Below are 22,780 nucleotides of genomic sequence, written 5' to 3' on the forward strand. Positions count from 1 at the left end.
CGTGCGCTCAGGATGCCCGTACGCCGACCTCCACCATGTGTTCGCCGTGATCATCCTGCAACTGCACTGCAGTATCCTGCTGCGGTACCCCGTCCACACTGAGCGTCGTCGATGCGCTTGCGCTGGCATCACCGCTTTGCGTTTGCGTCACGGTGATGTGGTAAACCGTATTCCGGTAGCGATAATGCAGCTTGAACCAAGGCCAGTCTGCTGGCAGGCGTGGCGCCAGATGCAGCGTTTCTCCCTGCAGTTTCAAGCCCAGCAGTGATTCGACGATCAGCCGGTACATCCAGCCGGCAGAGCCGGTATACCAGCTCCAGCCACCACGCCCGGTGTGCGGAGCAACGCCGTATACATCGGCAGCCACCACATAGGGTTCGACCTTGTAGCGCGCTGCAGCCGCTGGCGACAGTGCATGGTTCACCGGGTTGATCATCGCCAGCAGTGCCCATGCGCGTTCGTTCTCGCCCAGCTCTGCAAACGCCATGGCAGCCCATACCGCGCCATGCGTGTACTGCCCACCGTTCTCGCGTACACCCGGCACATAGCCACGGATATAACCGGGGTTCAGGCTGGATTGATTGAATGGCGGATCCAGCAACTGGACCAATGCATCGTCCTTGCGCACCAGGCGCTCGTCCACCGCCTGCATGGCGCGCCTCGCCCGTGTGGGGTCGCCCGCACCGGACAGCACCGACCAGCTTTGCGAGATCGAATCGATCTGGCATTCGGCATTGCCGGCAGAGCCAAGCGGCGTGCCATCGTCAAAATAGGCACGCCGGTACCATGCGCCATCCCAGCCATTGCGTTCGATGTTCTGGCGCAATTGCTCGGCCTGCCGGGTACATTCGTCGGCAAAGGCCTGATCGCCACGCGTTTGCGCAACGCCGGCAAACTGGCGCAATACTTCGCACAGGAAGAAACCCAGCCAGATGCTCTCGCCCTTGCCACCCATGCCCACCAGGTTCATGCCGTCGTTCCAGTCGCCGGAGCCGATCAGCGGCAAGCCACGCTCGCCAAAGCGCAGGCCATGGCGAATGGCACGCACGCAGTGCTCGTACAGGCTGGCCGTATCGGCAGAGCGGCCCGGCATATCGTAGTAGGAGTCGTCCTCGGCATTCACCGGGCGCCCTTCCAGGAAGTGCGCGTGCTCATCCAGCACGCCAGTGTCACCGGTGCCGGTCACGTAGCGGCATACCGCCAGCGGCAACCACAGGTAATCATCCGAGCAATGCGTGCGCACGCCACGGCCGGCAGGCGGATGCCACCAGTGCTGCACATCGCCTTCCACGAACTGCCGGCTGGCGCTCAGCAGCAAGTGCTCGCGCACCAGCGCCGGTTTGGCGTGGATCAGCGACATCATGTCCTGCAACTGATCGCGGAAGCCGAATGCACCGCCAGACTGGTAATACCCGCTGCGCGCCCAGATGCGGCAAGCCAGCGTCTGGTAAACCAGCCAGCCGTTGGCCAGCACGTTGACCGCCACATTGGGCGTTTCCACCTTGATGGCACCCAGCGCATGGTTCCAGTGCTGCCAGACGTTTTCCAGTGCGCGCAACGCGGCGCCCTCGCCGCGGAACTGCTGTACCAGCTTGCCGGCATCGGCCGTATCGTTCCCCACCCCCAGGCGGAAAACCACTTCGCGCGTTTCGCCCTCTTCCAGTGCGAAACTGCTCTGGATCGCCCCGCACGGATCAAGCCCCGCGCCGGTTTTGCCGGAAAGATGCGTGCGTGCCAGCGCTGCGGGCTGGCGCAGCTGGCCATTGCGGCCAATGAACTCGTTGCGATCCCCGGTCAGCGTGCGGCCCGGGTCATCCACATCGAAGAAGGCCACGCGCCCGGCAAATTCGTTGCTGTACGGGTTGCGTGCAAACAGCGCACCCGTGCCCGGGTCGATCTCGGTATTCAGGTGCATGGCGGTCTTGGCGCCCAGGTCGCCCAATACCCACTGCACATAGCCGGTGGCAGACAGCAACCGCGCCCGACCTGATTCGTTGAACAGTTTCAGCACCGAGAACTTGATGGCTGCATCCATGGCCACATACACCCACAGTTCGGAGCGGATGCCGTTCAGCGTGGTTTCAAACACGCTGTAGCCAAAGCCATGGCGCACCACGTAGGGCACATCGGCACGCGCCGGGAATGGCGCGGGCGACCACACATGGCCAGTTTCGTCATCACGCAGGTAAATGGCCTCGCCGTTACCATCGCTGACCGGGTCGTTCTGCCAGGGTGACAGCCGGAACTCATGCGCATTCTCGTGCCAGCTATATGCGCTGCCCGCCTCCGACACCACAGTACCGAACAGCGGGTTGGCCAGCACATTAACCCAAGGTGCTGGGGTAACCTGGCCGGGCATCAGCGTCATCACGTACTCGTGGCCATCGCGGGTGAAGCCACCCAGCCCGTTGAACAGCACCAGCTCGCGCCGGGGCAGCGGCGCGGTGTTTTCGGCGCGGTAGGCGCGGGTGGGTACCAGCTTGGCCACGCGTGGCTCCGCGCGCTTGCGGTCATCCAGTTGCTCGACCAGTGTGCCGCGTTCATCGCTGATCACCGCACGGGCTACCGCCTGGAACAACGTGCGGTCTTCACCGGATATCTGTTCGGCCAGCCGTACGAAGATGCCGCCCGGCCGGTCGATCACGCTGGCTTCGATACCGGATGCGATCAGGCCCAGAATCTGGTCCTGCAGCCGTTGCCGGTAACCGGCATGGTCTTCGTTCCAGATCACCAGATCGACCACCAGCCCGCGCAGGCGCCAGTATGCGTGCGCCTGCACCATCTGCCGTACCAGATCGATATTGGCGGCATCGCTCACCTGCAGCAGCACGATGGGCAGATCGCCAGAGATCGCATAGCCCCACAAGCCGGACTGGCCACGGCGATTCTGGATCAGCACGCTGGCATCGGCACGCAATGTGGCATTGGCGTAGATCACCGCGCTGGCCAGGCGTGCATACAGCTGTGCATCCGCTTCGGTTGCATTGAGCTGGCGCAACGCCACCTGGCTATGCGTCCATGCCAGATCGAACACGCGGTCGGCCAGATGACGATCCTGGTACCTGTCGATCAGACCAAGTGCCAGTTCGCGGTTTTCCGCCATACCCGATACCACATCCAGCGTGGCGGTCTGCTCGGCCTCCAGCACGATGCGGTAGCGTATCGCCACCACCGGATCCAGCACCGAACCATCGGTATTCGATAGCGCACCCGGCTCGTGCATGGCCAGCGGAGACGCCAGCGTGCGGTTGCGGCCGATGAAGCGGGCGCGATCCGTTTCGTAGGAAACGGTGCCGATTTCCGCGCCGTGCACGGTCATCAGGTGCAGCAGCCATGGCGCCGCATCGCCCACCGCACGGGGCCGGCGCGTGCACAGGATGGCATGTTGCGCCTGCAGGATTTCCGTCTGCACGAACAGCTTGCTGAATGCGGGGTGCTGGGCATCGCCATCGGCCGGCGCGATGACCACTTCGCCGTACGTCGTTACATCGATTTCACGGCGCTGGCGTGAGCGGTTGGTAATGCGGATACGCCGCAGCTCGATGTCATCCTCTGGCGACACCACGATTTCGGTATGCGTTTCCAGCGCATCGGCTGCATTGCCGCCATCCGCCTCGCCCAGTACATCGCGGCGGCGGAATTCTGCGCGGCCTTCGGAGAAAATGGCTTCGTAATGGGCGGGCTTTGCCAGCGTGGGTTGATGGCTGGTGGACCAGAACGCGCCACTGCTCACATCGCGGATATAGCAGAAGCTGCCCCAGTGATCGCTGGTGCCGTCTTCCTGCCAGCGTGTAACCGCCAGATCCTTCCAGCGGCTGTAGCCGCCGCCGGCGTTGCTTACCATCACGTGATAGCGGCCGTTGGACAGCAATTGCACCTCGGGCTGCGCGGTATCGGGCGTGGTGAACAGCCGCATCGGCGGTTCTGCCGCCAGCGAGATCGAACGCACATCAAAGCGCTGCGCGGTATGCGCGAACAGGCCGGTGGCCTTGGGAATGCGCTCCTGCAACAGCAGCATGGCGGCCTGGAACAACCGGTCCGATGCAAAACGCTGCTGCATGGGTTTATCCAGCAACAGATAATCGAGCGCCAGCAGGCTCATGCCCTGGTGATGAACCATGAACGAGCGCACCACCGCGTGCGATTGCCCGCGCCGCTGGCGTGTGGCCGTGTAGTCGATGGCTTCGAAGAACCCATACTTGCCGACAAAGCCCCGGTCTGCCATGCGCTGCAGGTTCTGGCAGGCTGCTTCCGGCGCCACCATCAATGCCATTACCGTGGCGTACGGTGCAATCACCAGGTCTTCTGCCAAGCCGCGCTTGAGCCCCAGCCCCGGCACGCCGAACGCCCGATACTGGTAATCCAGGCTGACATCCACGGTGTTGTAGCCTGATTCGGATATCCCCCACGGCACGCCACGCTGGCGGCCATATTCGATCTGCCGCGCCACCGCCGCCTTGCAGGTCTGGTCCAGCAGCGTGTTGTCGTAGCCGGGCATCACCAGCAGCGGCATCAGGTACTCGAACATCGAGCCACTCCACGACAGCAATACCGGGTCGCCCCCGGTACCCGTGAGCAGGCGGCCCAGCGCAAACCAGCTTTCCTGCGGCAAATGTCCCTGCGCAATGGCCACGAAGCAGCCCAGCCGTGCCTCGGAAGCCAGCAAGTCGTAATAGCTGGCATCCGCACGGTGATCGCTGACGTTGTAGCCGATGGTGAGCAGGTGGCGCGTCTTGTCGTACAGGAAGTCGTAATCCATACGCGCCATCTCGCCGGCCTGCGCAGCCAACTGCGCAATGCAGGCAATGCGCGTGTCTGCGCGCTGGCTGGCCAGTTGCACGTTTTGCTGCAGTGCTGCCAGCCACGCCTGTTCCGCGCTCGCCGGGTGGGCGCCAAGCAATGCATCGATCTCCGCAGCTGATGTGCCCACCAATTGGGAAAGTTGATACAGCGTGGGAATGGCATTGAGTCCGCCAAACCCTGCCAGTGCCTGCGTGAGCGTATCCGGCGCAGCCGGTTGCAACAGCCACGGCGCCAGCCAGGCCAGCTCCGCCACGGCATCGTGGCACTGGCGGGCCAGCGCCTGCGCCCATTCATGTACTTCCGCCGTTTTTGCCGCTTGCAGCGCCGCCTGTTCGTGATTGGCATTCTGGCTGCCGGCAGGCAAGGTGGCCGGTGCTGTTGCAGCGACTTTTTCAGCCAGTGCATCCGCGCAGCTGGCCAACCGCTGCAGATGGCTGAAGGCCGCCTGCAAAGTCACGGGCTGGGTGCTGAAGCTGCAGTCCTGCTCGTTCCAGAACATCGCCATGGCCGCAGCGGCACTGGCATCTGCGGTATCGAGCAGGATCTGGAAAGGGTCGCTCAGGCCGGCATACAGTTGCGGTGGCAGGATGCTGTCATCCAACAGCGCCAGCAGGCCGGGCCGCAGTGTCAGCAGGTGGCCGGCAAGATTGCCGCTATCCACGGTGGAGATATACAGCGGTGCCAATGCCTGCAGCGTTTGCGTGTCGTACCAGTTGTAGAAATGCCCGCGATGCCGCTCCAGGCTGGCCATGGTGCGCAGGGTATTGGCAGTGCGCTCCAGCAGCGGCCCGCTCAGCACGTAGCCAAAATCGTAGGCAGACAGGTTGGCCAGCAGCGCCAGGCCCATATTGGTGGGCGAGGTGCGATGCGCCACCGCGGCCACGCGGTATTCCTGGTAATTATCCGGCGGCAGCCAGTGATCGTCCGGCCCCACGAAGTGATCGAAAAATGCCCAGGTACGGCGCGACAGCATGCGCAGGAAGCGTGTCTGCACGGCCGTCAAGGCCGCCTGGCGCTGTGCCAGCGGGCGGCTGATCCACCAAGCAAGCACCGGGGCCAGCAACCACAACAGCAGTATCGGTACGGCAATCAGCAAGGTGCCCGGGCTGGTCGCAACCAGATACAGCGCAATTGCCAATGCCAGTGCCGGTGCAACCCACATCTGCCGAAGCGTGGCAACGAAGTCACCACGGCCGGCTGGCTGCGCCGAATCGGCGGAGGTCTGCCATTCCAGCAGGTGCCGGTGCGATACCAGCATGCGCCACACCGTGCGGCCGATTGCATCCAGGCTGTAGTACGCCTCGTACGGCAAGCAGGCAAATTCGTAGCCGAGCTGTGCAGTGCGACGCACCGCCGCTTGCGCGCTGGCGGATACATGTTGCACCAGCAAGGCCTCGGCCGGCTTGCGCAGGAAGTCCAGCAGCATCGCGCACAGCGAAGGCAGCAAGACGATAGCCAGCACCGCTGCTGTCCACAGGCCGGCGGGCGCGAGCACGGTCCAGCCCAGCACCAGCATCAGCATCAGTGCGGCAGGCACCAGGCTGCGGCGCAGGTTGTCGAACAGCTTCCATTGCGACAGCGCAGACAGCGGGTTGCGCTGCCTGCGGGCGCCATCCGCGGGAACGCCGCGCAACAGCCAGCCTGCCAGTTGCCAATCCCCGCGTATCCAGCGGTGACGGCGGCTGACATCGCTGCCATAGCGGGGCGGATAATCTTCGTACAGCTGTACATCGCTGAGCAGGCCGGCCCGGGCATAACAGCCTTCCAGCAAATCGTGGCTCAGGATGCGGTTTTCCGGGAAGCGCTCGCCCACCGCAAACTCGAATGCGTCCACATCGTAGATGCCCTTGCCGATGAACGAGCCCTCGGCAAACACATCCTGGTATACATCGGATACCGCGCGCGTATACGGGTCTATGCCCACATCGCCGCTGTACATGCGCGCATAGCGCGAGCGGTGCGTGCCTTGCAGCGTGGCGGCCACGCGCGGCTGCAGGATGCCGTAGCCATCCACCACGCTTTGCGTGGCGACATCGTATTGGGGGCGGTTCAGCGGGTGCGCCATGGCGGCGACCATCTGGCGGGCAGCATCCAGCGGCAGCGCGGTATCGGTATCGAGCGTGATCACATATTTCACGCTGCGCAGCGGCGCGATATTGCCCACGATCACCGCAAACCGCTTGCTGCCTTCTGCTACGCCACTGGCGCGCAGCAGCGCGTTCAGGTCGGCCAGCTTGCCGCGTTTGCGCTCGTACCCCATCCACTGGTTCGCTTGCGCGTTCCAGCTGCGGGCACGGTGAAACAGGAAGAAGATCTGCGCGGCCACATCTGGCGTGCTTGCATACTTGGCATTGAGTTCGTTGATGCGTAGCTGTGCCAGCGTGACCAGTGCTTCGTCACCCGGCATGGTCTGCTGCGGCGCATCGCGCAAATCGGTAAGCAGGCCGAAGTGCAGGTTGTCATCACGATTGGCGAGGAAACGCACTTCCAGCGCTTCGATCAGATCCTCGATGCTGGCCGCGCCGGTCAGCATGGTGGGAATCACCACCAGCGTGCGGGCGCTGGCCGGTATGCCCTCCGAGTAATCCATCCTGGGCAAAGCGGTGGGGGCCACCAGCAAGGTCACCAGCCAGTTCACCAGTGCGGCGGCGAGCTGGCTGATTGCCAGCAGGCTGAGCGCTGCCAGCGGCAGCCACCACCACAAGGCCATGTGATCCGCTTCGGGTACCGGCAACCACACCGGCCACCAGTGTGGCAGCGCTGCAAACCGTGTCGGCAGCAGCAGCAGCGCCGTCAGCAACAAGGTGACGGCAGTGATGGTGCCCAGATACAGCGCCAGCGGCCACTGCCTGGCCTTGCGGCGCAGGCGGCCGCCAAAGGAGAGCCGTGCGCCTGCGGCCTGCTCCAGCGCAGGCAAACCCTTGCCAGCCAGGTAATACCCTACGTGCGCGGTGCGATCAGGTTGCGTGCCGCCCTGCTGTGCAGTCGCGCCAGCGCGGGCCATGGCCAGTGCAGCATTGGCCACTTCCCCTTCGCTGAAGTTGCCGCGTTTGGCAATGGCCTCGGTAGCGTGGCGGTAACGATCGCGGGTGGCAAAGGCCATATCCGGGTAAACGCCTGCCGGATCGGCGCGCAGCGTTTGCTCCACGATGCTGAGCGATTCGACGAAATCACGCCAGTCCATCGCACCGAGTACGCGCAGGCTGCCGATGCTGTTGCTGATCGACACCTGGTCTGCCGCCTGTTGCTGGTTTTCCAGCTGCACCAGTTGTTCGATGGTCAGGCCCGATTCGGACAACCGCTGGGCAATCCACGTCAGCGGCAACGCCAGTGCCGGGCCACGCCCCTGCAGGCGCCGGGCCAGCTCGGCCACGAAGGCGCTGACCATGGGCGGGTTGGAGCGCGCCATATCGGCAATCACCAGGATCAGATCCCGCGGGTTCTGCTCGGCGGTTTCCGTCATCTGGTCTGCCCAGGTATCGGCCAGATTGCGCTCATCCCACCCTGCGGCAATGCGCACGCCCACCCGGCGCAGGTTTTCGATCACCGCCAGCCGCAGCATGATGGGAATCGCCCACAGCTCCCCCAGCTTGAGCGGCGTCACGCTCTGGTAGGCGGCCACGAAGCGGCTGAGGCTGTCCGCATCCACGCGCCCGTCGCCATGCGAGATCACCTGCAGCGCAATGTCGTATACACGCGGCCGGCCGGCGGATGGGCCTTGCAGCAAACGCGGCAACTCGCGGCTGTAACCCTTGGGCAGGTGGCGCTTGGTGGTGCGGATCTGATCTTCGATCAGGTAAAAGTTATCCAGCAACCATGCGCCACCGGGCGATACGCGCCGCTTGGCGGTCACCGCCTCGGTCAACAGCTTGCATACGCTGATCAGCGCGGTTTCATTGGCGGCCAGCCGTGCCAGCAACTGATCGGGCGCATGCCCGCGCGCCAGCGCATGGGTGGCGGCCAGCGCCTTGCCATGCAGTGCCATCTGCTCGGCACTGAAAAGCGCAGCGCGCAACGGCGGCTCTTCACCCTTGGTGGAGATGCGTGACCATTCACTGCTGCGCAGCGACGGGATCCAGTTGCGAAGCTGTTCGACAAGCGTGGCGTATGCGTTCAAGGTTTTCCTTGCTGGTTGCAGATGCATGGCATCTGCGGTGGTGACATGGTTCAGGCGGGGGCGGCAGCGCCCGGGCGGGCAAACGCGTTGCGCTGCAGGCGGGCGCCGCGTGAGAACAGCTGGATCGGACGATCAGCCGGTGAAGCTAACGTGAACAGCAGCGGGGGTCTGTGCGCTGACGTACATAGCGCCGGGGGCGGGCAAACAGGGTGAAGGTCTGTATCGCCATTCGCGCAATGATCGGGTCTTGCCAAGCATGCCTGGCCTGCATGCCTCTGCCGGCCAGGCAGCGCCGTCAGGCGCAACACTGAAAAACGCAGCCATGTGGCTGCGCTTTGTGCAACGCCGTCGCTGCCGCAGGGATGACGGCCAGATTGTGTTTACCTCACCACCATCTTCAACGCATCCTGCGGCGTACTGGATTGCTGCGGTGGCAGCAGGATGCCGCGCTGGCATGCGGGCCGTGCCGCCATGCGCTCCATCCACGCCTGCAGGTGCTCGAGCCCATCCACCGCGATGCCGCTCCAATCGTGGATGCGCACCCAAGGCCAGGTGGCGATGTCGGCAATGCTGTATTCGTCGGCCAGGTATTCCCGCCCGGCCAGGCGGCTGTTCAGCACTTCGAACAGGCGGCGGCCTTCTTTCTGGTAGCGATCGATTGCCAGCGGAATCTTCTCCGGCAGGTAGCGGTAGAACACATTGGCCTGCCCCATCATCGGGCCGATGCCGCCCATCTGGAACATCAGCCATTGCAATGCCTGCGAGCGGCGCTTGGCATCCACGGGCAACAGCTGGCCGGTTTTCTCCGCCAGGTAGATCAGGATGGCGCCCGATTCGAATACTGCAAAATCTTCATTGCCGTGATCGATGATCGCCGGGATGCGGCCATTGGGGTTGATGGCGAGGAATGCCGGCTGCTTCTGTTCCAGCGCGGACAGGTTGAGCGGGATCAGCGTGTATGGCAAACCCAGTTCTTCCAGCGCGATGGCCACCTTGTGGCCATTGGGGGTGGCGGCGGTGTAGAAATCGATCATGCGGTATCTCCATTGCGGGCGGACGGGTAAAGGTGGAAGCCATCGAAATCACGCTTGCCGATCTCCACGCCCAGGTGGCGCAAGATGGCGTAGGCAATCGTGATGTGGAAAAAGAAGTTGGGCAATGCGTAGTGCAGCAGGAAGGTGCCGGCATCGAGCACCAGCTGCTGCTGCCCTGCCGCGCTGCTGATCTGGCGCGTGGCGTTGCCGTCGAATGCGGCTGCAGGCAACGCTGCCAGAAACGCCAGCGTAGTGGCAATGCGCGCAGCCAGCTCAGCCAGGCTAGCGGCGTTGCCGGCATATTCCGGCTTGGCTACGCCCGCCAGCGGCGCGCATGCCCTGCGGGCAAAGTCGTCGGCGATCTGTACATGGCTGAGAAACGGATGCATATCCGCAGCCAGGCGGGTAGCCAGCAGCGCCTGCTCATCCATCCCGGTTTGCCTGATATGGGTTTGTGCCAGCGCCAGCATGGCAGCCAGCTGCTGCAGGTAGCGCGTGAAGACGGGAACGGAAGAAAGATAAAGCGAAGAGGACATGGCTGGCTTGAGCTCGGTTCGGGGCAAGCAACGTGATACCCGGTCACAGCCATTGTGCTCGCCCGCCTGCAAATTGATAATCAGTGCGAATATTGATTCAGTTTCAATGAAAATTTGCAGATGTACACGCTCAACGACCTCCAGCTCTTCATCCGCGCCGCCAACAGCGGCAATTTCAGCAGCGCGGCGCGGCAACTGCAGCTGACACCGGCTGCCGCCAGCGCCGCCATCAAGCGGCTGGAACTGGCACTGCAGGTGCGGCTGTTCGAGCGCTCCACCCGATCATTGCGGCTGACCGCTGCCGGTGCGCTGTTTCGCGATCATTGCGAGCGCGCGCTAGCCGTACTGGCCGAGGGCGAAGCCCAATTGCAGGCCGGCCAGCAGCAGCTGGCTGGCGATATCCACCTGGCAGCGCCTTCGGACCTGACGCGGGCGGTACTCAGCCCGTGGCTGGATGAATTCCTGGCACTGCACCCGCAATTGCGCGTGGTGCTGCATGTATCCGATGCATTGCACGACCTGCTGCGCGATACCGTGGACCTGGCGCTACGCTACGGCGACATGCAGGATACGGGGCTGGTGGCACGCAAGCTGTGTGGCAGCAGGCAGATTGCCTGCGCCGCCCCCGCCTATATCGCCCGGCATGGCAGCCCCGCCAACCCTGCCGAGCTGGCCGGGCATAACTGCCTGACGTTCTATACCGGCGGGCGGCCAGCCACTGCATGGACATTCAGCGACGGCAAGAAAGCCATCACCGTGCCCGTCAGCGGCAACCGTTGCGCGGACGACAGCGCGCTGGTGCGGCAATGGGCGCTGGAAGGCGCAGGCATCGTCTATAAATCCGCGCTGGATGTAGCGCCGGATATTGCTGCGGGCCGGCTGCTTGCACTGCTGCCCGGCTACCTTGGCGACGCCGTGTCGCTATTCGCGGTTTACCCCGGCGCAAAACACCTGCCGTTACGGGTGCGCGCGCTGCTCGATTTCCTGATCGGGCGCTTCGGGCAATACGAAGTGACGGCACATCTGCCAGTGGATTCGCCATCAGCATGAATGCACGACCGGCATCCTGACTGCACCCTTGCCATTCATCAGCAGTTAAATACAAATAAGCATTATTTATCTGTCATAGGATACAAGCTGGTGGTGTCATGCACACCTTCGAAGCCCGCATCTATCTTATTGGAATCACGATGAAAACCATGTTCTTCACCACCGCAGCGCTGGTGGCCGGCCTGTGTGCAGCACCTGTGGCCATGGCCAAGACAGCGGCCTGCCATGCTACGACGGAAAAGCAGATTGCCGCCCTGTTCGACCGCTGGAATGCATCGCTGCAAACCGGTGAGCCGGCGCGCGTGGTCAGCAACTACGCCGACAATTCCATCCTGCTGCCTACGGTTTCCAACAAGCCGCGCATCAGCCGGGAAGAAAAGCTGGATTATTTCGAGCACTTCCTGCCCAACAAGCCGGCTGGCAAGATCGACCTGAGCAAGATCTTCATCGGCTGTAACACCGCCGTGGATGCCGGCCTGTATACCTTCACCATGGGCGACGGCAGCACGGTAAAAGCCCGCTACACCTACACCTATGTGTGGACAGGCAAGCAATGGCTGATCAGCAGCCACCATTCGTCGCGCATGCCGGAATAAGCGCCGCCAACAAACCCCATCTGGCGGCTTGGTGCGGGGTGCCGAGCCGGGGGCGCCGAGCCTTACTTGTCGTACCCTGGCACCACTTGCGTTCCGCGTGCCTCATCGGCCACACCTCGCCGGCCGCACCTCGCCGGCACCGCCTCGCAGCCCGCATTTCACCGGGTTTTGTTGGCAGCGCCAAGCCCCGGTATCAATCACTGCACCCGATCATTGCCCGTTGCTGCAAGGCAACGGGCAATGCACAGCAACACGTGCCCAGGCGCACCACAATCTGATTACACGTGTAGTCATCCGTCTGATTTTGTTGCACAAATCCACCGCATCGCTTGACCGAACAACTTTATGCTGCATCGCATCACCGCTTGCATATAATGAACGGCAAAACCCGGTATGCGGAGGAAGTGCAATGCTGTCCACGTCTTCGGTCGTTCCTGCCTTTTCCCAGTCTTTTTCCAGTGCGCAAGCGTACTGGCTGGATGCCTGGCAACGCGGCATCCTGTTTCTGGACGTGCTGCGCGAGCGCGGCAATCTCTACCTGCAGCACGCACATGACGGCAAGCCGCCGGTGCTGGTGTTCGATTACGACATCCTCATCGATGGCCGCACGCTGGCACGGCCAGCCAATTACGCGCTGGCGCTGATCAAGCCGCTGGCAGATTACCCGGCCAGCGATCCGCTGAAGCGCCCTTTCGTGGTGATCGACCCGCGCGCCGGGCATGGCCCCGGCATCGGCGGCTTCAAGCTCGACAGCGAAATCGGCATTGCGCTGAGGGCCGGGCACCCGTGCTACTTCATGGTGTTCTTCCCGCAACCGGTACCGGGCCAGACCATCGAATGCGTGGCGCGCGCCGAGCAGGTTTTTCTGGATGAAATCAACCGCCGCCACCCGGATGCCGCCGGCAAGCCGTTCGTGATCGGCAACTGCCAGGGTGGCTGGGCGCTGGCAATGCTGGCCGCGGCCGCGCCGGAATCGGTCGGCCCCATCCTGCTGGCGGGCTCGCCCATTTCGTACTGGGCCGGCGTGGAAGGCAAGAACCCCATGCGCTATTCGGGCGGTTTGCTGGGGGGATCGTGGGCAGCGTCGTTTGCCGGCGATATCGGCAATGGCCGTTTTGACGGCACCTACCTCGTCAACAATTTCGAGCAGCTCGATCCGGCCAATACCTACTGGAGCAAGCTCTACAACCTGTACGCCAATGTAGATACCGAGCGCGAGCGCTTTTTGGGCTTCGAGCGCTGGTGGGGTGGCCATTTCCTGCTCAACAAGGAGGAAATGGACTGGATCGTGCAGAACCTGTTCATCGGCAACCGGCTGTCTGCGGGCGAGATCACCGATCAGGCGGGCGAGGTGCGGCTGGACTTGCGCAATATCCGTTCGCCCATCGTGGTGTTTGCCTCGTGGGGCGACAATATCACGCCGCCGCAGCAGGCGCTGAACTGGATTCCCGATCTGTATGAATCAGTTGAAGACATCCGCGCCAACGACCAGACCATTGTTTACTGCCTGCACGAGAAAGTGGGCCACCTGGGCATTTTCGTATCCGGCGGCGTGGCCAGGAAGCAGCACGAGCAACTGGCGTTCACGCTGGATCTGATCGACGTACTGCCGCCGGGCCTGTACGAGGCGATGATTACCGATACCCACCCGGACATGCCGGGGCTGGAATTCGTGGAAGGCCGCTACCTCGTACGCTTTGAAACACGGCAGATCGACGACATCCTGGCGCTGGATGACGGGCGCCAGGATGAAGCGGCATTCGAGGTGGTGAAGCGCGTGGCGCAGGCCAATCAGCGTGTGTACGACACCTGGGTTTCGCCGTGGATCAAGGCGTTCTCCAACGAATTCAGCGCCAACCTGCTGCGCCACCTGAACCCGGCGCGTTTCGAGCGCGTGCTGTTTTCCGACCTGAACCCTGCGGTGCTCGCCATCAAGCCACTGGCCGCCAGCGTGCGTGCAGAGCGGCAGGCAGTGGCAACAGACAACCCCTTGCTGGCCCTGGAAAAGCGCCAGTCGCGGGCGATAGAGAACGCGCTGGATCAGTACCGCGATACGCGGGACGCGCAGCAGGAACAACTCTTCAAGGCCATCTACGAATCACCATGGCTGGCACGCCTGGTGGGGCTGGACCCGAAAGCGCCGCAAGGCGCCCGCCCGCAGGTGGCGCGCTCGGCCCAGCAGGAAGAATTGCTGCGCCTGAAGCAGGTGGAACTGGCATACCAGTTTGAGCACGCCACCGTGCTGGATGCCCATCTGCGCGCATTGCTGTACTGCGCGGTACATGGCCAGGCTGCAGACGAGCGCCCGTTCAACGCCTTGCGCCAGGTGGTGCGCGATGCCGGGCTGGACACGCAGATCACCATCGCCGCGCTCAGGGATACCGTCCGGCGCCAGACACTGCTGATCATGCATGACGAAAACAAGGCGCTCGCCAGCCTGCCGGCACTGCTGCCGGATGCCGCACAGCGCCGCCGCTGCGTTGCCTTGCTGGAGCAGATGGCTTCGCTGCAGCCAGCCAGCAGCGAGCGCAACACACGTATAGCCCGCATTGCCCAGGTGCTGGATGTGCCACTGCCGCTGGACAACCAGCCGGCAGCCTCACCCGCAGCACAACCCGCCAAGGCAGCAAGCACGCCCGCGCCAGTTGCCAGCAAAACAGCGACAACCACCGCCGCTGCACCAGCAGCACCCGTAGCACCCGCGGCAGCCCCCAAAGCACCGGCTGCGCGCAAGACAACCGCTGCACCAGCGGCAACCCAAGCCCAAGGCACCTCGAACGCTGCGGCTGATGTCACAAAAGCAGCGGCAGCAACCAAACCAGCAGTTGCAACAAACCCTGCGCCTGCAACCAAACCACCCGCAACCAAGGCAAGCGCCCAAGCGGGTACAGCGGCCAAAACCACAACTGCAGCCCAGGCCGCCATCCCGGCCAAGCCTGCAGCGGCCACCAGCAAACCTGCCACAGCCCCCAAGCCCGCAGCAGTCGCCAAGGCAGGCGCGGAAGGAACGCAAGCAACACCGTCGGCAACGACGGTTCCAACAGCCCCGGCAGCAAAACCTGCTGCGAAACCGGCAGCCAAGGCACGCACGGCAACAGCACCCAAACCTGCCGCCGGGGCGGAGATCGCCCCGGCTGCAGAAGCGAAGCCGGCAACGGCAAAAACCACCCGTAGCGCAAACGCAAGCAAAGAGACCAAACCCAAACGCTGAAACACCCGGCCCCCAAGGAGAGGCGCAATGAGCGATGCGATTCTGGTGATCAACGCCGGTTCGTCCAGCATCAAGTTTTCGCTGTTTGCACTGGAGCAGGATTTGCTCTCGGTTGCGCTATCGGGGCTGATTGAAGAACTGGGCGGCAACGCACGCTTCGTGGCGCGTGATGCGCAAAACCACGTGGTGGACGAGCATCGCTGGGCCGACGATGCGCCGCCCGGCCATGCGGGCGCCATGCAGTTTCTGCGTGAATGGCTGGGCCTGCATCTGGGCAGCTTGCGCTTGATCGGCGTTGGCCATCGCATCGTGCATGGCGGCACGCGCTTTGCGCGGCCGATGCGCGTTACCGGCAGCACCGTGGCCGCGCTGGAAGCACTCACCCCGCTGGCGCCGCTGCACCAGCCATACAACGTGCTGCCGATCAAGGCGGTGCTGCAGGCCATGCCTGATTTGCCGCAGGTGGCCTGTTTCGATACCGCCTTCCACCGCAGCCAGAGCAAGATCGCGCAAATGTATGCGCTGCCGCGCAAGCTGACCGATGCCGGCATACGCCGCTACGGTTTCCATGGCCTGTCTTTCGAGCACATCGCATCCGTGTTGCCCTCTTACGATGGCAAGGCCGCAGCCGGCAAAACCGTGGTGCTGCACCTGGGCAACGGCGCCAGCATGTGTGCAATGAATGCCGGGCGCAGCGTGGCGGCCACCACCGGCTTCAGCGCGGTGGAGGGCCTGCCCATGGGCACCCGCTGCGGCAGCCTGGATCCGGGCGTGCTGCTGTATCTGCAGGATGAAATGAAGCTGACCGCGCGCGATGTGGAGCGCCTGCTGTACAAGGAATCCGGCCTGCTGGGGGTATCGGGCGTATCCAGCGACATGCGCGTACTGCAAAGCTCCGGCAACCCGGATGCGCACGAAGCGATCGAGCTGTTCTGCTACCGCATCGGCCGCGAGCTGGGCTCGCTGGCGGCGGCCTTGGGCGGGCTGGATGCCATCGTGTTTACCGGCGGCATCGGCGAGCACTCGGCGCCGGTGCGCGAGCAGGTGTGCCAGCACGCGCGCTGGCTGGGCCTGCTGATCGACAGTGCCGCCAACAAATCCGGCGCGCCCTGTATCAGCCGCGCAGACAGCACCGTGGCCGCATGGGTAATCCCGGCCAACGAAGAACTCGTCATCGCCCGCCATACCAAGGAGCTGCTGCAATCATGACCACGGATAACCGCCCTGCCCATCTGCCACTGGCCGGCCAGAAAGTGCTGATTGCCGGCATCGCCAACGAGCACTCCATTGCCTACGGCTGCGCCAAGGCCTTCCGGGAGCTGGGTGCAGACCTTGCCATCACCTACCTGAACGACAAGGCCCGCCCGCATGTGGAACCACTGGCGCAGGCGCTGGAAGCCGAACTGTTCCTGCCGCTGAACGTGGCAGACGCTGGCGAGCTGCAAGCGGTATTCGATGCCATCCACACCCGCTGGGGCCGGCTGGATAGCCTGGTGCACGCCATTGCCTCTGCCCCCAAGAGCGATATCCAGGGCGGGCTGATCGATTGCTCGGCGGAGGGCTTTGCCATAGCCATGGATATCTCCTGCCACTCCTTCATCCGCATGGCCAGGCTGGCCGTGCCACTGATGGGGGAAGGCGGCACGCTGTTCGCCATGAGCTACCACGGCGCGCAGAAGGTGGTGCCCAACTACCAGCTGATGGGGCCGGTAAAGGCGGCGCTGGAAGCTACCTGCCGCTACCTGGCCTACGAGCTGGGCCCCAAGGGCATCCGCGTGCACGCCATCTCCCCCGGCCCGCTGAAAACCCGCGCCGCATCCGGCCTGAAGGATTTCGACCTGCTGCTGAACGAAGCCCAAGAGCGCGCCCCGCTGGGCGAGCTGGTGGACATCATGGACGTGGGCTTTGCCACCGCCTACCTTGCCACGCCGTATGCGCGCCGGATATCGGGCAATACCGTGTATGTAGATGGCGGCGTGAACATCATGGCCTGAGCGCTGAGGGGCTGTCATGCACCCTCAGCCGTGATGTGTTAACCGGCATCAAACAACCCGGCCAGGCCGGGTTCTGACGGGTTTTTGACGGGAAAACCGCGGCGCTCTGCTGTTTAATGCCATTCCCCCCGCCCTCGCCGCCGCGAGGGCGCCTCGCTACGCTCGCCGGTGGCACGCATCGGGTCTTTGCAAATCAAGCATTGCGCTTCATCACGGGCGCCAAGCGAAAAGGAAAACCGTATCGCGCGGCTTCTGGCTGACATCGAACCGCCTCCCCGCAATGGCAAAAGGCCCGTTCTGACAGGGCGTGACCGGTTCATGGCCAAGCCAGGCGCAGAGCGCCCGGCAAACAGGATCTGCTTCCGGTCCTGCGTAAAGACGGCCTGCTACCCGGCCATTGCCTCAACCGATGCCTTGTCGCTCAACCAGGTGTCATCGAAGAAGGTGACTTCGCCGGTAGCCAGATCGTGTTTGGCACCAATGATGCCGATCTTGCCAGCAGCCACCATGTGCTCGAGGATGTAGCTGCGGTTGATGATCGAACGCACCGAGTGGCGTACGTTCAGGTTGGCAACGTTCTCGACGAACGCCGGGTTCCTGGAATTGCGCTTGGCCGGCTCCAGCGTCTGGCCTTCCTGGTACACGGCGGGCTGGATCTTGGACAGCAGCTCGGTCAGGTTGCCCAGTTGCACGTGGTCGCAGGCACCCTTGATGGCGCCACACGAAGAGTGCCCGAGCACCACGATGAGCCGCGATCCGGCCACGCTGCAGGCAAACTCAAGGCTGCCAAGGATGTCGGTGTTGATCACATTGCCGGCAATGCGCACGGAGAAAATATCCCCAAGGCCCTGATCGAAAATCAGCTCGGCGGAGGTACGGCTGTCGATGCAGCTCACGATGGTGGCGAACGGCCATTGGCCATCGCGCGTTTCATTGGCTTGCTGCAACAGATCACGGCTGGCGCGCAGGTTGTTGACGAAGCGCGCGTTGCCTTCCTTGAGAAATCGCAGGGCGAGTGCCGGGGTAACGGTTGCTTGAGTTTCCAGGGTGTGCGTTTTCATGATGCGTTTTATCCAGCTTTCCAGCGATTGCGCTGGAGCGAGATATTACCGGCGATCAGAAATAAGCAATAATCGATATTCATGATAACAATGATCGACAAATATCTATGAACGCCACCTTTCGTCAGTTGCGCCTGTTTCTGGCGCTGGCCGAGCGCGGTAGCGTCACCGCCGCCGCAGAAGCCTGCCACGTCACCCAGCCGACGGTATCGATGCAACTGCGCGAGCTGGCCGACGCCGCCGGTCTGCCGCTTTACGAGCAAATCGGCAAACGTCTGTTCCTGACCGCTGCCGGCGAGGCGCTGGCCGCAACGGCACGCACGATGCTCGACGAGTGGCTGGCATTCGAGCAAACCCTGGATGCCATGAAGGGGCTGGAACAAGGGCGCTTGCGCGTGGCGCTGGTGAGTACCGCAAAGTACTTTGTACCCCGCCTGCTGGGCAACTTTTGTGCAGCACACCCGAACATCGAGATATCACTGGAGATTCTGAACCGCGACGGCGTGGTCGCCCGCCTGCGCGAAAACCGTGATGATCTCTACATCATGTCGATGCCGCCAGAGAACCTGGATCTGGAACAGCACGCCTTCCTGCCCAATCCGCTGGTGCTGATTGCCGCTGATGGGCATCCACTGAAGGGGCGCCATCTGGCGCTTGCAGACCTCTCTACTGAGCGCTTCATCCTGCGCGAGCGTGGTTCAGGCACACGCCTGGCATGCGATGCGTTTTTCTCGCGTGCCGGCTTCGTACCGCAAGTCCGGCTCGAATTGGGCAGCAACGAGGCAATCAAGCAAGCGGTTGCCGGCGGCCTCGGCCTGGCCGTGGTGTCGCGCCATGCGCTTGCCGCGCGCCCGGCGGACGATCAGCTGACCATCCTCGATGTGGACGGTTTTCCCCTCCAGTCACGGTGGTTCACGCTTTATCCGCGCGGCAAACGGCTATCGCCGGTTGCGGCGGTTTTTCTGGAGCATCTCGAACGAACGGCGTTGGAATGGAGTGAGCGGCGGGAGTCGGGGTTGTAGGCGGCGTGGCGGCAGCCTGCCATCAACCACCGCAGCAACTCGAGCATCGCTGCGGCAAATCTTGCCCGCCACCAACGCTGCTGGTGGTCACTCGTCGCGGCAGGCGTGCATGGCAAAGTGCTGAGCGCTGGTGGGCAGCATGGATTTAGAGATGCCACCACCGCCTTGCCAGGCCCGATGCGCCGCGAGTTTCGGGTAATACGGTTTTATGTGGATGGGGGTGTGAATATTATGGCGTAAGCATAAAGCAAGTTCTATCATAAGGTTTTATCCTGCCGGACAAACGTTATGCTCTAGCTTCAGCCGGCTATGCGGCATCCGCCTGATCCCCGAAAGGTCGACGCAGGCAGATGCACCGTGATTTCCGTATTGTTACCTCGGACGGAGGCCTTAGGCCGCAGCCAGCGCAACATGTCTGGATGGTCACAGCATTTGTGTTAACTAGGGGTCATCGAAGTTGGAAACTGTGCGGCCGCTTTCTAACTTCAGGCTCAGTTCGTGCCGCCGTCTAGAGAAAGCTATTGGTTAATGCGAAGGCGGCAAAATTTCAGAATCTGACTTATAGATTCGGATAGCCTTCCAGTCACCTTAGCCTTAATCGTGCTGATTGAAGAAGTGGGATCAATGGGCTACAGAATGGTGAGATCAACATCTCAAATCATAAACATCGATATTTCGGGGTAATAATGTTAAAAATTGCGCCGAGATTTTCATTGGCTTCAATTACCTCTCGAAATTGCACAGACAAACAAACTCCTTTCGGCATGGAAAAATTTTGACGGCAGCATGCCCTGAATGTCATTCCCAATAGAAAAAAACTTTAATACAAGTATGCCCTTAAAATAGAAACGCACAGGAAAATGTATGATGACATCTGAAGAAGCTATTTTGGCTGATGCGCTCCATCATATTGCATCACGAAATGCAATATTATTCTTAGGATCCGGATTTTCAGTTTCTGCACGCGGCATAAATAATGAAGAAATGCCTACAGCACACGATTTAGCGCAAAAAATTGCAACCCTCCAAGGCTTTGATGCGGAAAATGACCTGCGCTATGCTTCATCCCGCTACTTGGATGAAGGTGGAGACAAAAACTCCTTAATAAAGCTCCTTCGTGAAACGTTTTCTGTTAAAGGCGTAGAAAGCCATCATATCACAATTGCATCTATGCCATGGAGGAGAGTATACACTACCAATTATGACACTTGTTTCGAGCGTGCTGCCGAACAAACGGGGAAAATATACGACTCAGTTGATCTAGCTTCAAATCCTTCTGAGTTTTCTGCACGAAACAATATTTGCGTCCACTTAAATGGTTCCTTAAAAAATCTTAATATCGACACACTCAACAATGAATTCAAACTAACAAACTCTTCTTATCTCTCGCCAGATTCATTTTTGACATCAAGGTGGAGATATCCATTTCAGCGAGATATAGATTTTTGCTCGGCAATTATATTTGTCGGATATTCAATGTATGACATCGAAGTGCAAAAAATTCTCCACTCCGATCCTACATATCGCGAAAAAACTTTTTTCATTACCCGATCCTTAAAAAAAGGGCGCGATCAGTTTACCATTTCACAATTTGGTTCAATTTTACCAATTGGTGCAGAAGCCTTTGCCAATGCAATCTCTCAGGAAGCAAGCAGTTTTTCTGACGAGCCAGAAGAATTGATTCTTGCGAGCCTATGGGAATATCAACTTAGTGAAGATGACGTTGAAATTCGCGACGCTGATGTTGACGCATTCCTTATGCGCGGTGAAATCTCCGACAAAATTATTGATGCTGCAGTCTCAGGAGCAAAGGGAGCCCCCATTCTCATCTCCCGCGATGACATCACATATGCCAATCAATTATTGAATGCAAATGCAAATTTGATCGTTACGGCAGAATTTGGCAACGGAAAATCTACATTTATCCGAGCCTTAAAAAGCAGACTAGCCTTGACCGGCATCCGAGTTTTTACTGCTGATCAGGCAGATGCACATCAGCACGATGACCTTGATAAACTCGTAAAAGAAGGGACGAAAGGCTGTTTGTTCATCGACTCTTACGAACAGAATATTGATTTGCTTTTACACTACGCGGAACTACAGCCGACGAATCTCAAACTCGTTATTGGTGCGCGAACAAGCATTCATGAGCGTTCTCGCTCTCGATTGGCCGAGGCAGGCCTACAATTGAGCGAAATAGCTTTGGATGAACTTTCTTCAGAAGAGGCAGATCAGTTTATAGGCATAATAGACAACGTTGGGTATTGGGGAGAAAAAGCAGCATTGCCCCCCCATTCTAAACAGTCCATCGTGAACCATGATCATCACAGGCAGATTTCTTTGAATTTGCTGTCGCTATTATCATCCCCTCAGATGATTGGCCGTGTACGAGAAATTTTGAATGGGATTTTATTAAACCCACAATACCGAGATACGATATTTTCCATTGCACTTCTTGCCGCAAATGATAAGCCACTCACATCAAGCCTGATTTCGGAAATAGCCCTAAACAATGAAATATATTCCTCCGAATTGCGTAACAACGAAAGTTTCCGACAGATTTTCCGAATCGAGGGGACAAAAGTTGTGTCGAAATCGAGTACATTTGCCATCTCGCTTATTTCTCAGCAGTTTTCTGCTACGTACATCGTGGATCAGTTATTGAAGATAGTTGCAGCTATTGACAAGGGAGTTGATGACCTTCGAGAAATCCAAAAAAGCCTATTGAGATTTTCTGTTGTCGAACGACTTTTACCTGAAAAACAGCGCATGCAAAATCTGGTCCGATATTACGAACACTTAAAACGTGAAATTTCATGGTTGAAAAACGATCCGCATTTTTGGCTACAGTATGGAATGGCACAACTTACATACAAGCAATACGAAAAAGCGCAAGGATACTTCCACCAAGCTTATGCATTAGCGGCTCAAAAGTACAACTATCACACTGACCATCTTGACACGCAGCAAGCGCGTTTATTCTTTCTCAGAGCGATATCAGCAGAGGACCGTTCAAGATCATTTCAGTTATTCTTGGATGGCAAAAAACTTATTCAGGTTCTGCCGGACGATGTTCATAAATATCGTCAGGTTGAATTATATGGAGAAGTTTTTGACAAGAAATTCCCGTTATTTTCAAAAGCTCAAAAAGCGGACTTTGAACAAGCATGCAAGGCTATGCATGTAAACCTGACTCGGGTGTTGCCGGAGGCTTGGCCAGTTACCCGCCCACGAATAATCGTTCGAGTTCTCGATATGCTTGATGGGATAATCAACAAGATAAAAAACGAAAAAGAAATGAACAGGCAATAGCACCCCGCCACACTACTTCTTGCACAAATCCGGGGTCAGGTCTC

Annotated in this window: 11 protein-coding genes; 7 read left to right on the forward strand and 4 right to left on the reverse strand. The window is 60.4% G+C overall.

Annotated elements, in window-relative coordinates; genetic code table 11:
• Positions 1 to 7: 7 nt before the first annotated feature.
• From IGB42_RS06990 to IGB42_RS07000, 3 genes are all read right to left on the reverse strand, one after another.
• Positions 8 to 8,947 (reverse strand): glycoside hydrolase family 94 protein, encoded by an 8,940-nt coding sequence (locus IGB42_RS06990; protein ID WP_159669002.1) that lies wholly within the window; start codon positions 8,945 to 8,947, stop codon positions 8 to 10.
• A gap of 353 nt (positions 8,948 to 9,300) precedes the next feature.
• The gene (locus IGB42_RS06995) at positions 9,301 to 9,954 is read right to left on the reverse strand and encodes a glutathione S-transferase family protein (protein ID WP_159669005.1); all 654 of its coding nucleotides are present in this window, start codon (positions 9,952 to 9,954) and stop codon (positions 9,301 to 9,303) included.
• Positions 9,951 to 10,490, reverse strand: a complete 540-nt coding sequence (locus tag IGB42_RS07000) for a DUF1993 family protein (RefSeq protein WP_159669008.1) — start codon at positions 10,488 to 10,490, stop codon at positions 9,951 to 9,953. Before IGB42_RS07000 ends, IGB42_RS06995 begins: the two co-directional genes overlap by 4 nt.
• A 120-nt stretch (positions 10,491 to 10,610) precedes the next feature.
• On the opposite strand from IGB42_RS07000, the gene IGB42_RS07005 reads away from it, so the two are divergent.
• The 5 genes from IGB42_RS07005 to fabI all read left to right on the forward strand — a co-directional run bounded on the left by IGB42_RS07005 (position 10,611) and on the right by fabI (position 17,341).
• Entirely contained in the window at positions 10,611 to 11,540 is a 930-nt protein-coding gene (locus IGB42_RS07005) for a LysR family transcriptional regulator (RefSeq protein WP_159669011.1), read from the forward strand.
• 140 nt (positions 11,541 to 11,680) lie between these two features.
• Complete coding sequence (locus IGB42_RS07010; protein WP_159669014.1) at positions 11,681 to 12,136, forward strand: SgcJ/EcaC family oxidoreductase; 456 nt, start codon at positions 11,681 to 11,683, stop codon at positions 12,134 to 12,136.
• Between the two features lie 409 nt (positions 12,137 to 12,545).
• Entirely contained in the window at positions 12,546 to 15,347 is a 2,802-nt protein-coding gene (locus tag IGB42_RS07015; RefSeq protein ID WP_236822520.1) for a DUF3141 domain-containing protein, read from the forward strand.
• A gap of 27 nt (positions 15,348 to 15,374) precedes the next feature.
• The gene (locus tag IGB42_RS07020; protein WP_159669018.1) at positions 15,375 to 16,556 is read left to right on the forward strand and encodes an acetate/propionate family kinase; all 1,182 of its coding nucleotides are present in this window, start codon (positions 15,375 to 15,377) and stop codon (positions 16,554 to 16,556) included.
• Positions 16,553 to 17,341, forward strand: a complete 789-nt coding sequence (gene fabI, locus IGB42_RS07025) for an enoyl-ACP reductase FabI (RefSeq protein WP_159669021.1) — start codon at positions 16,553 to 16,555, stop codon at positions 17,339 to 17,341. The genes IGB42_RS07020 and fabI overlap by 4 nt, the downstream gene beginning before the upstream one ends.
• Positions 17,342 to 17,727: 386 nt before the next feature.
• Here the strand turns inward: fabI and IGB42_RS07030 are convergent, their stop codons facing one another.
• Positions 17,728 to 18,402 carry a carbonic anhydrase family protein gene (locus IGB42_RS07030; RefSeq protein WP_159669024.1) on the reverse strand — a complete coding sequence of 225 codons (675 nt, stop codon included), beginning with the start codon at positions 18,400 to 18,402 and terminating at the stop codon, positions 17,728 to 17,730.
• A 107-nt stretch (positions 18,403 to 18,509) separates the two neighbouring features.
• On the opposite strand from IGB42_RS07030, the gene IGB42_RS07035 reads away from it, so the two are divergent.
• Both IGB42_RS07035 and IGB42_RS07040 read left to right on the forward strand, forming a co-directional pair.
• Positions 18,510 to 19,424 (forward strand): LysR family transcriptional regulator, encoded by a 915-nt coding sequence (locus IGB42_RS07035; RefSeq protein ID WP_159669026.1) that lies wholly within the window; start codon positions 18,510 to 18,512, stop codon positions 19,422 to 19,424.
• Positions 19,425 to 20,288: 864 nt separating this feature from the next.
• Positions 20,289 to 22,736, forward strand: a complete 2,448-nt coding sequence (locus IGB42_RS07040; RefSeq protein WP_159669029.1) for an SIR2 family protein — start codon at positions 20,289 to 20,291, stop codon at positions 22,734 to 22,736.
• Positions 22,737 to 22,780 lie beyond the last annotated feature (44 nt).

This window comes from Andreprevotia sp. IGB-42 (assembly GCF_009848685.1).
In the GTDB taxonomy this organism is placed as follows: Bacteria; Pseudomonadota; Gammaproteobacteria; order Burkholderiales; family Chitinibacteraceae; genus Andreprevotia.

Coding starts and splice junctions, on each gene's coding strand:
- IGB42_RS07020 (WP_159669018.1), top strand. CDS start 15,375: ATGAGCGATGCGATTCTGGTGATCAACGCCGGTTCGTCCAGCATCAAG.
- fabI (WP_159669021.1), top strand. CDS start 16,553: ATGACCACGGATAACCGCCCTGCCCATCTGCCACTGGCCGGCCAGAAA.
- IGB42_RS06990 (WP_159669002.1), bottom strand. CDS start 8,947: ATGCATCTGCAACCAGCAAGGAAAACCTTGAACGCATACGCCACGCTT.
- IGB42_RS06995 (WP_159669005.1), bottom strand. CDS start 9,954: ATGATCGATTTCTACACCGCCGCCACCCCCAATGGCCACAAGGTGGCC.
- IGB42_RS07030 (WP_159669024.1), bottom strand. CDS start 18,402: ATGAAAACGCACACCCTGGAAACTCAAGCAACCGTTACCCCGGCACTC.
- IGB42_RS07035 (WP_159669026.1), top strand. CDS start 18,510: ATGAACGCCACCTTTCGTCAGTTGCGCCTGTTTCTGGCGCTGGCCGAG.
- IGB42_RS07015 (WP_236822520.1), top strand. CDS start 12,546: ATGCTGTCCACGTCTTCGGTCGTTCCTGCCTTTTCCCAGTCTTTTTCC.
- IGB42_RS07000 (WP_159669008.1), bottom strand. CDS start 10,490: ATGTCCTCTTCGCTTTATCTTTCTTCCGTTCCCGTCTTCACGCGCTAC.
- IGB42_RS07040 (WP_159669029.1), top strand. CDS start 20,289: ATGATGACATCTGAAGAAGCTATTTTGGCTGATGCGCTCCATCATATT.
- IGB42_RS07005 (WP_159669011.1), top strand. CDS start 10,611: ATGTACACGCTCAACGACCTCCAGCTCTTCATCCGCGCCGCCAACAGC.
- IGB42_RS07010 (WP_159669014.1), top strand. CDS start 11,681: ATGAAAACCATGTTCTTCACCACCGCAGCGCTGGTGGCCGGCCTGTGT.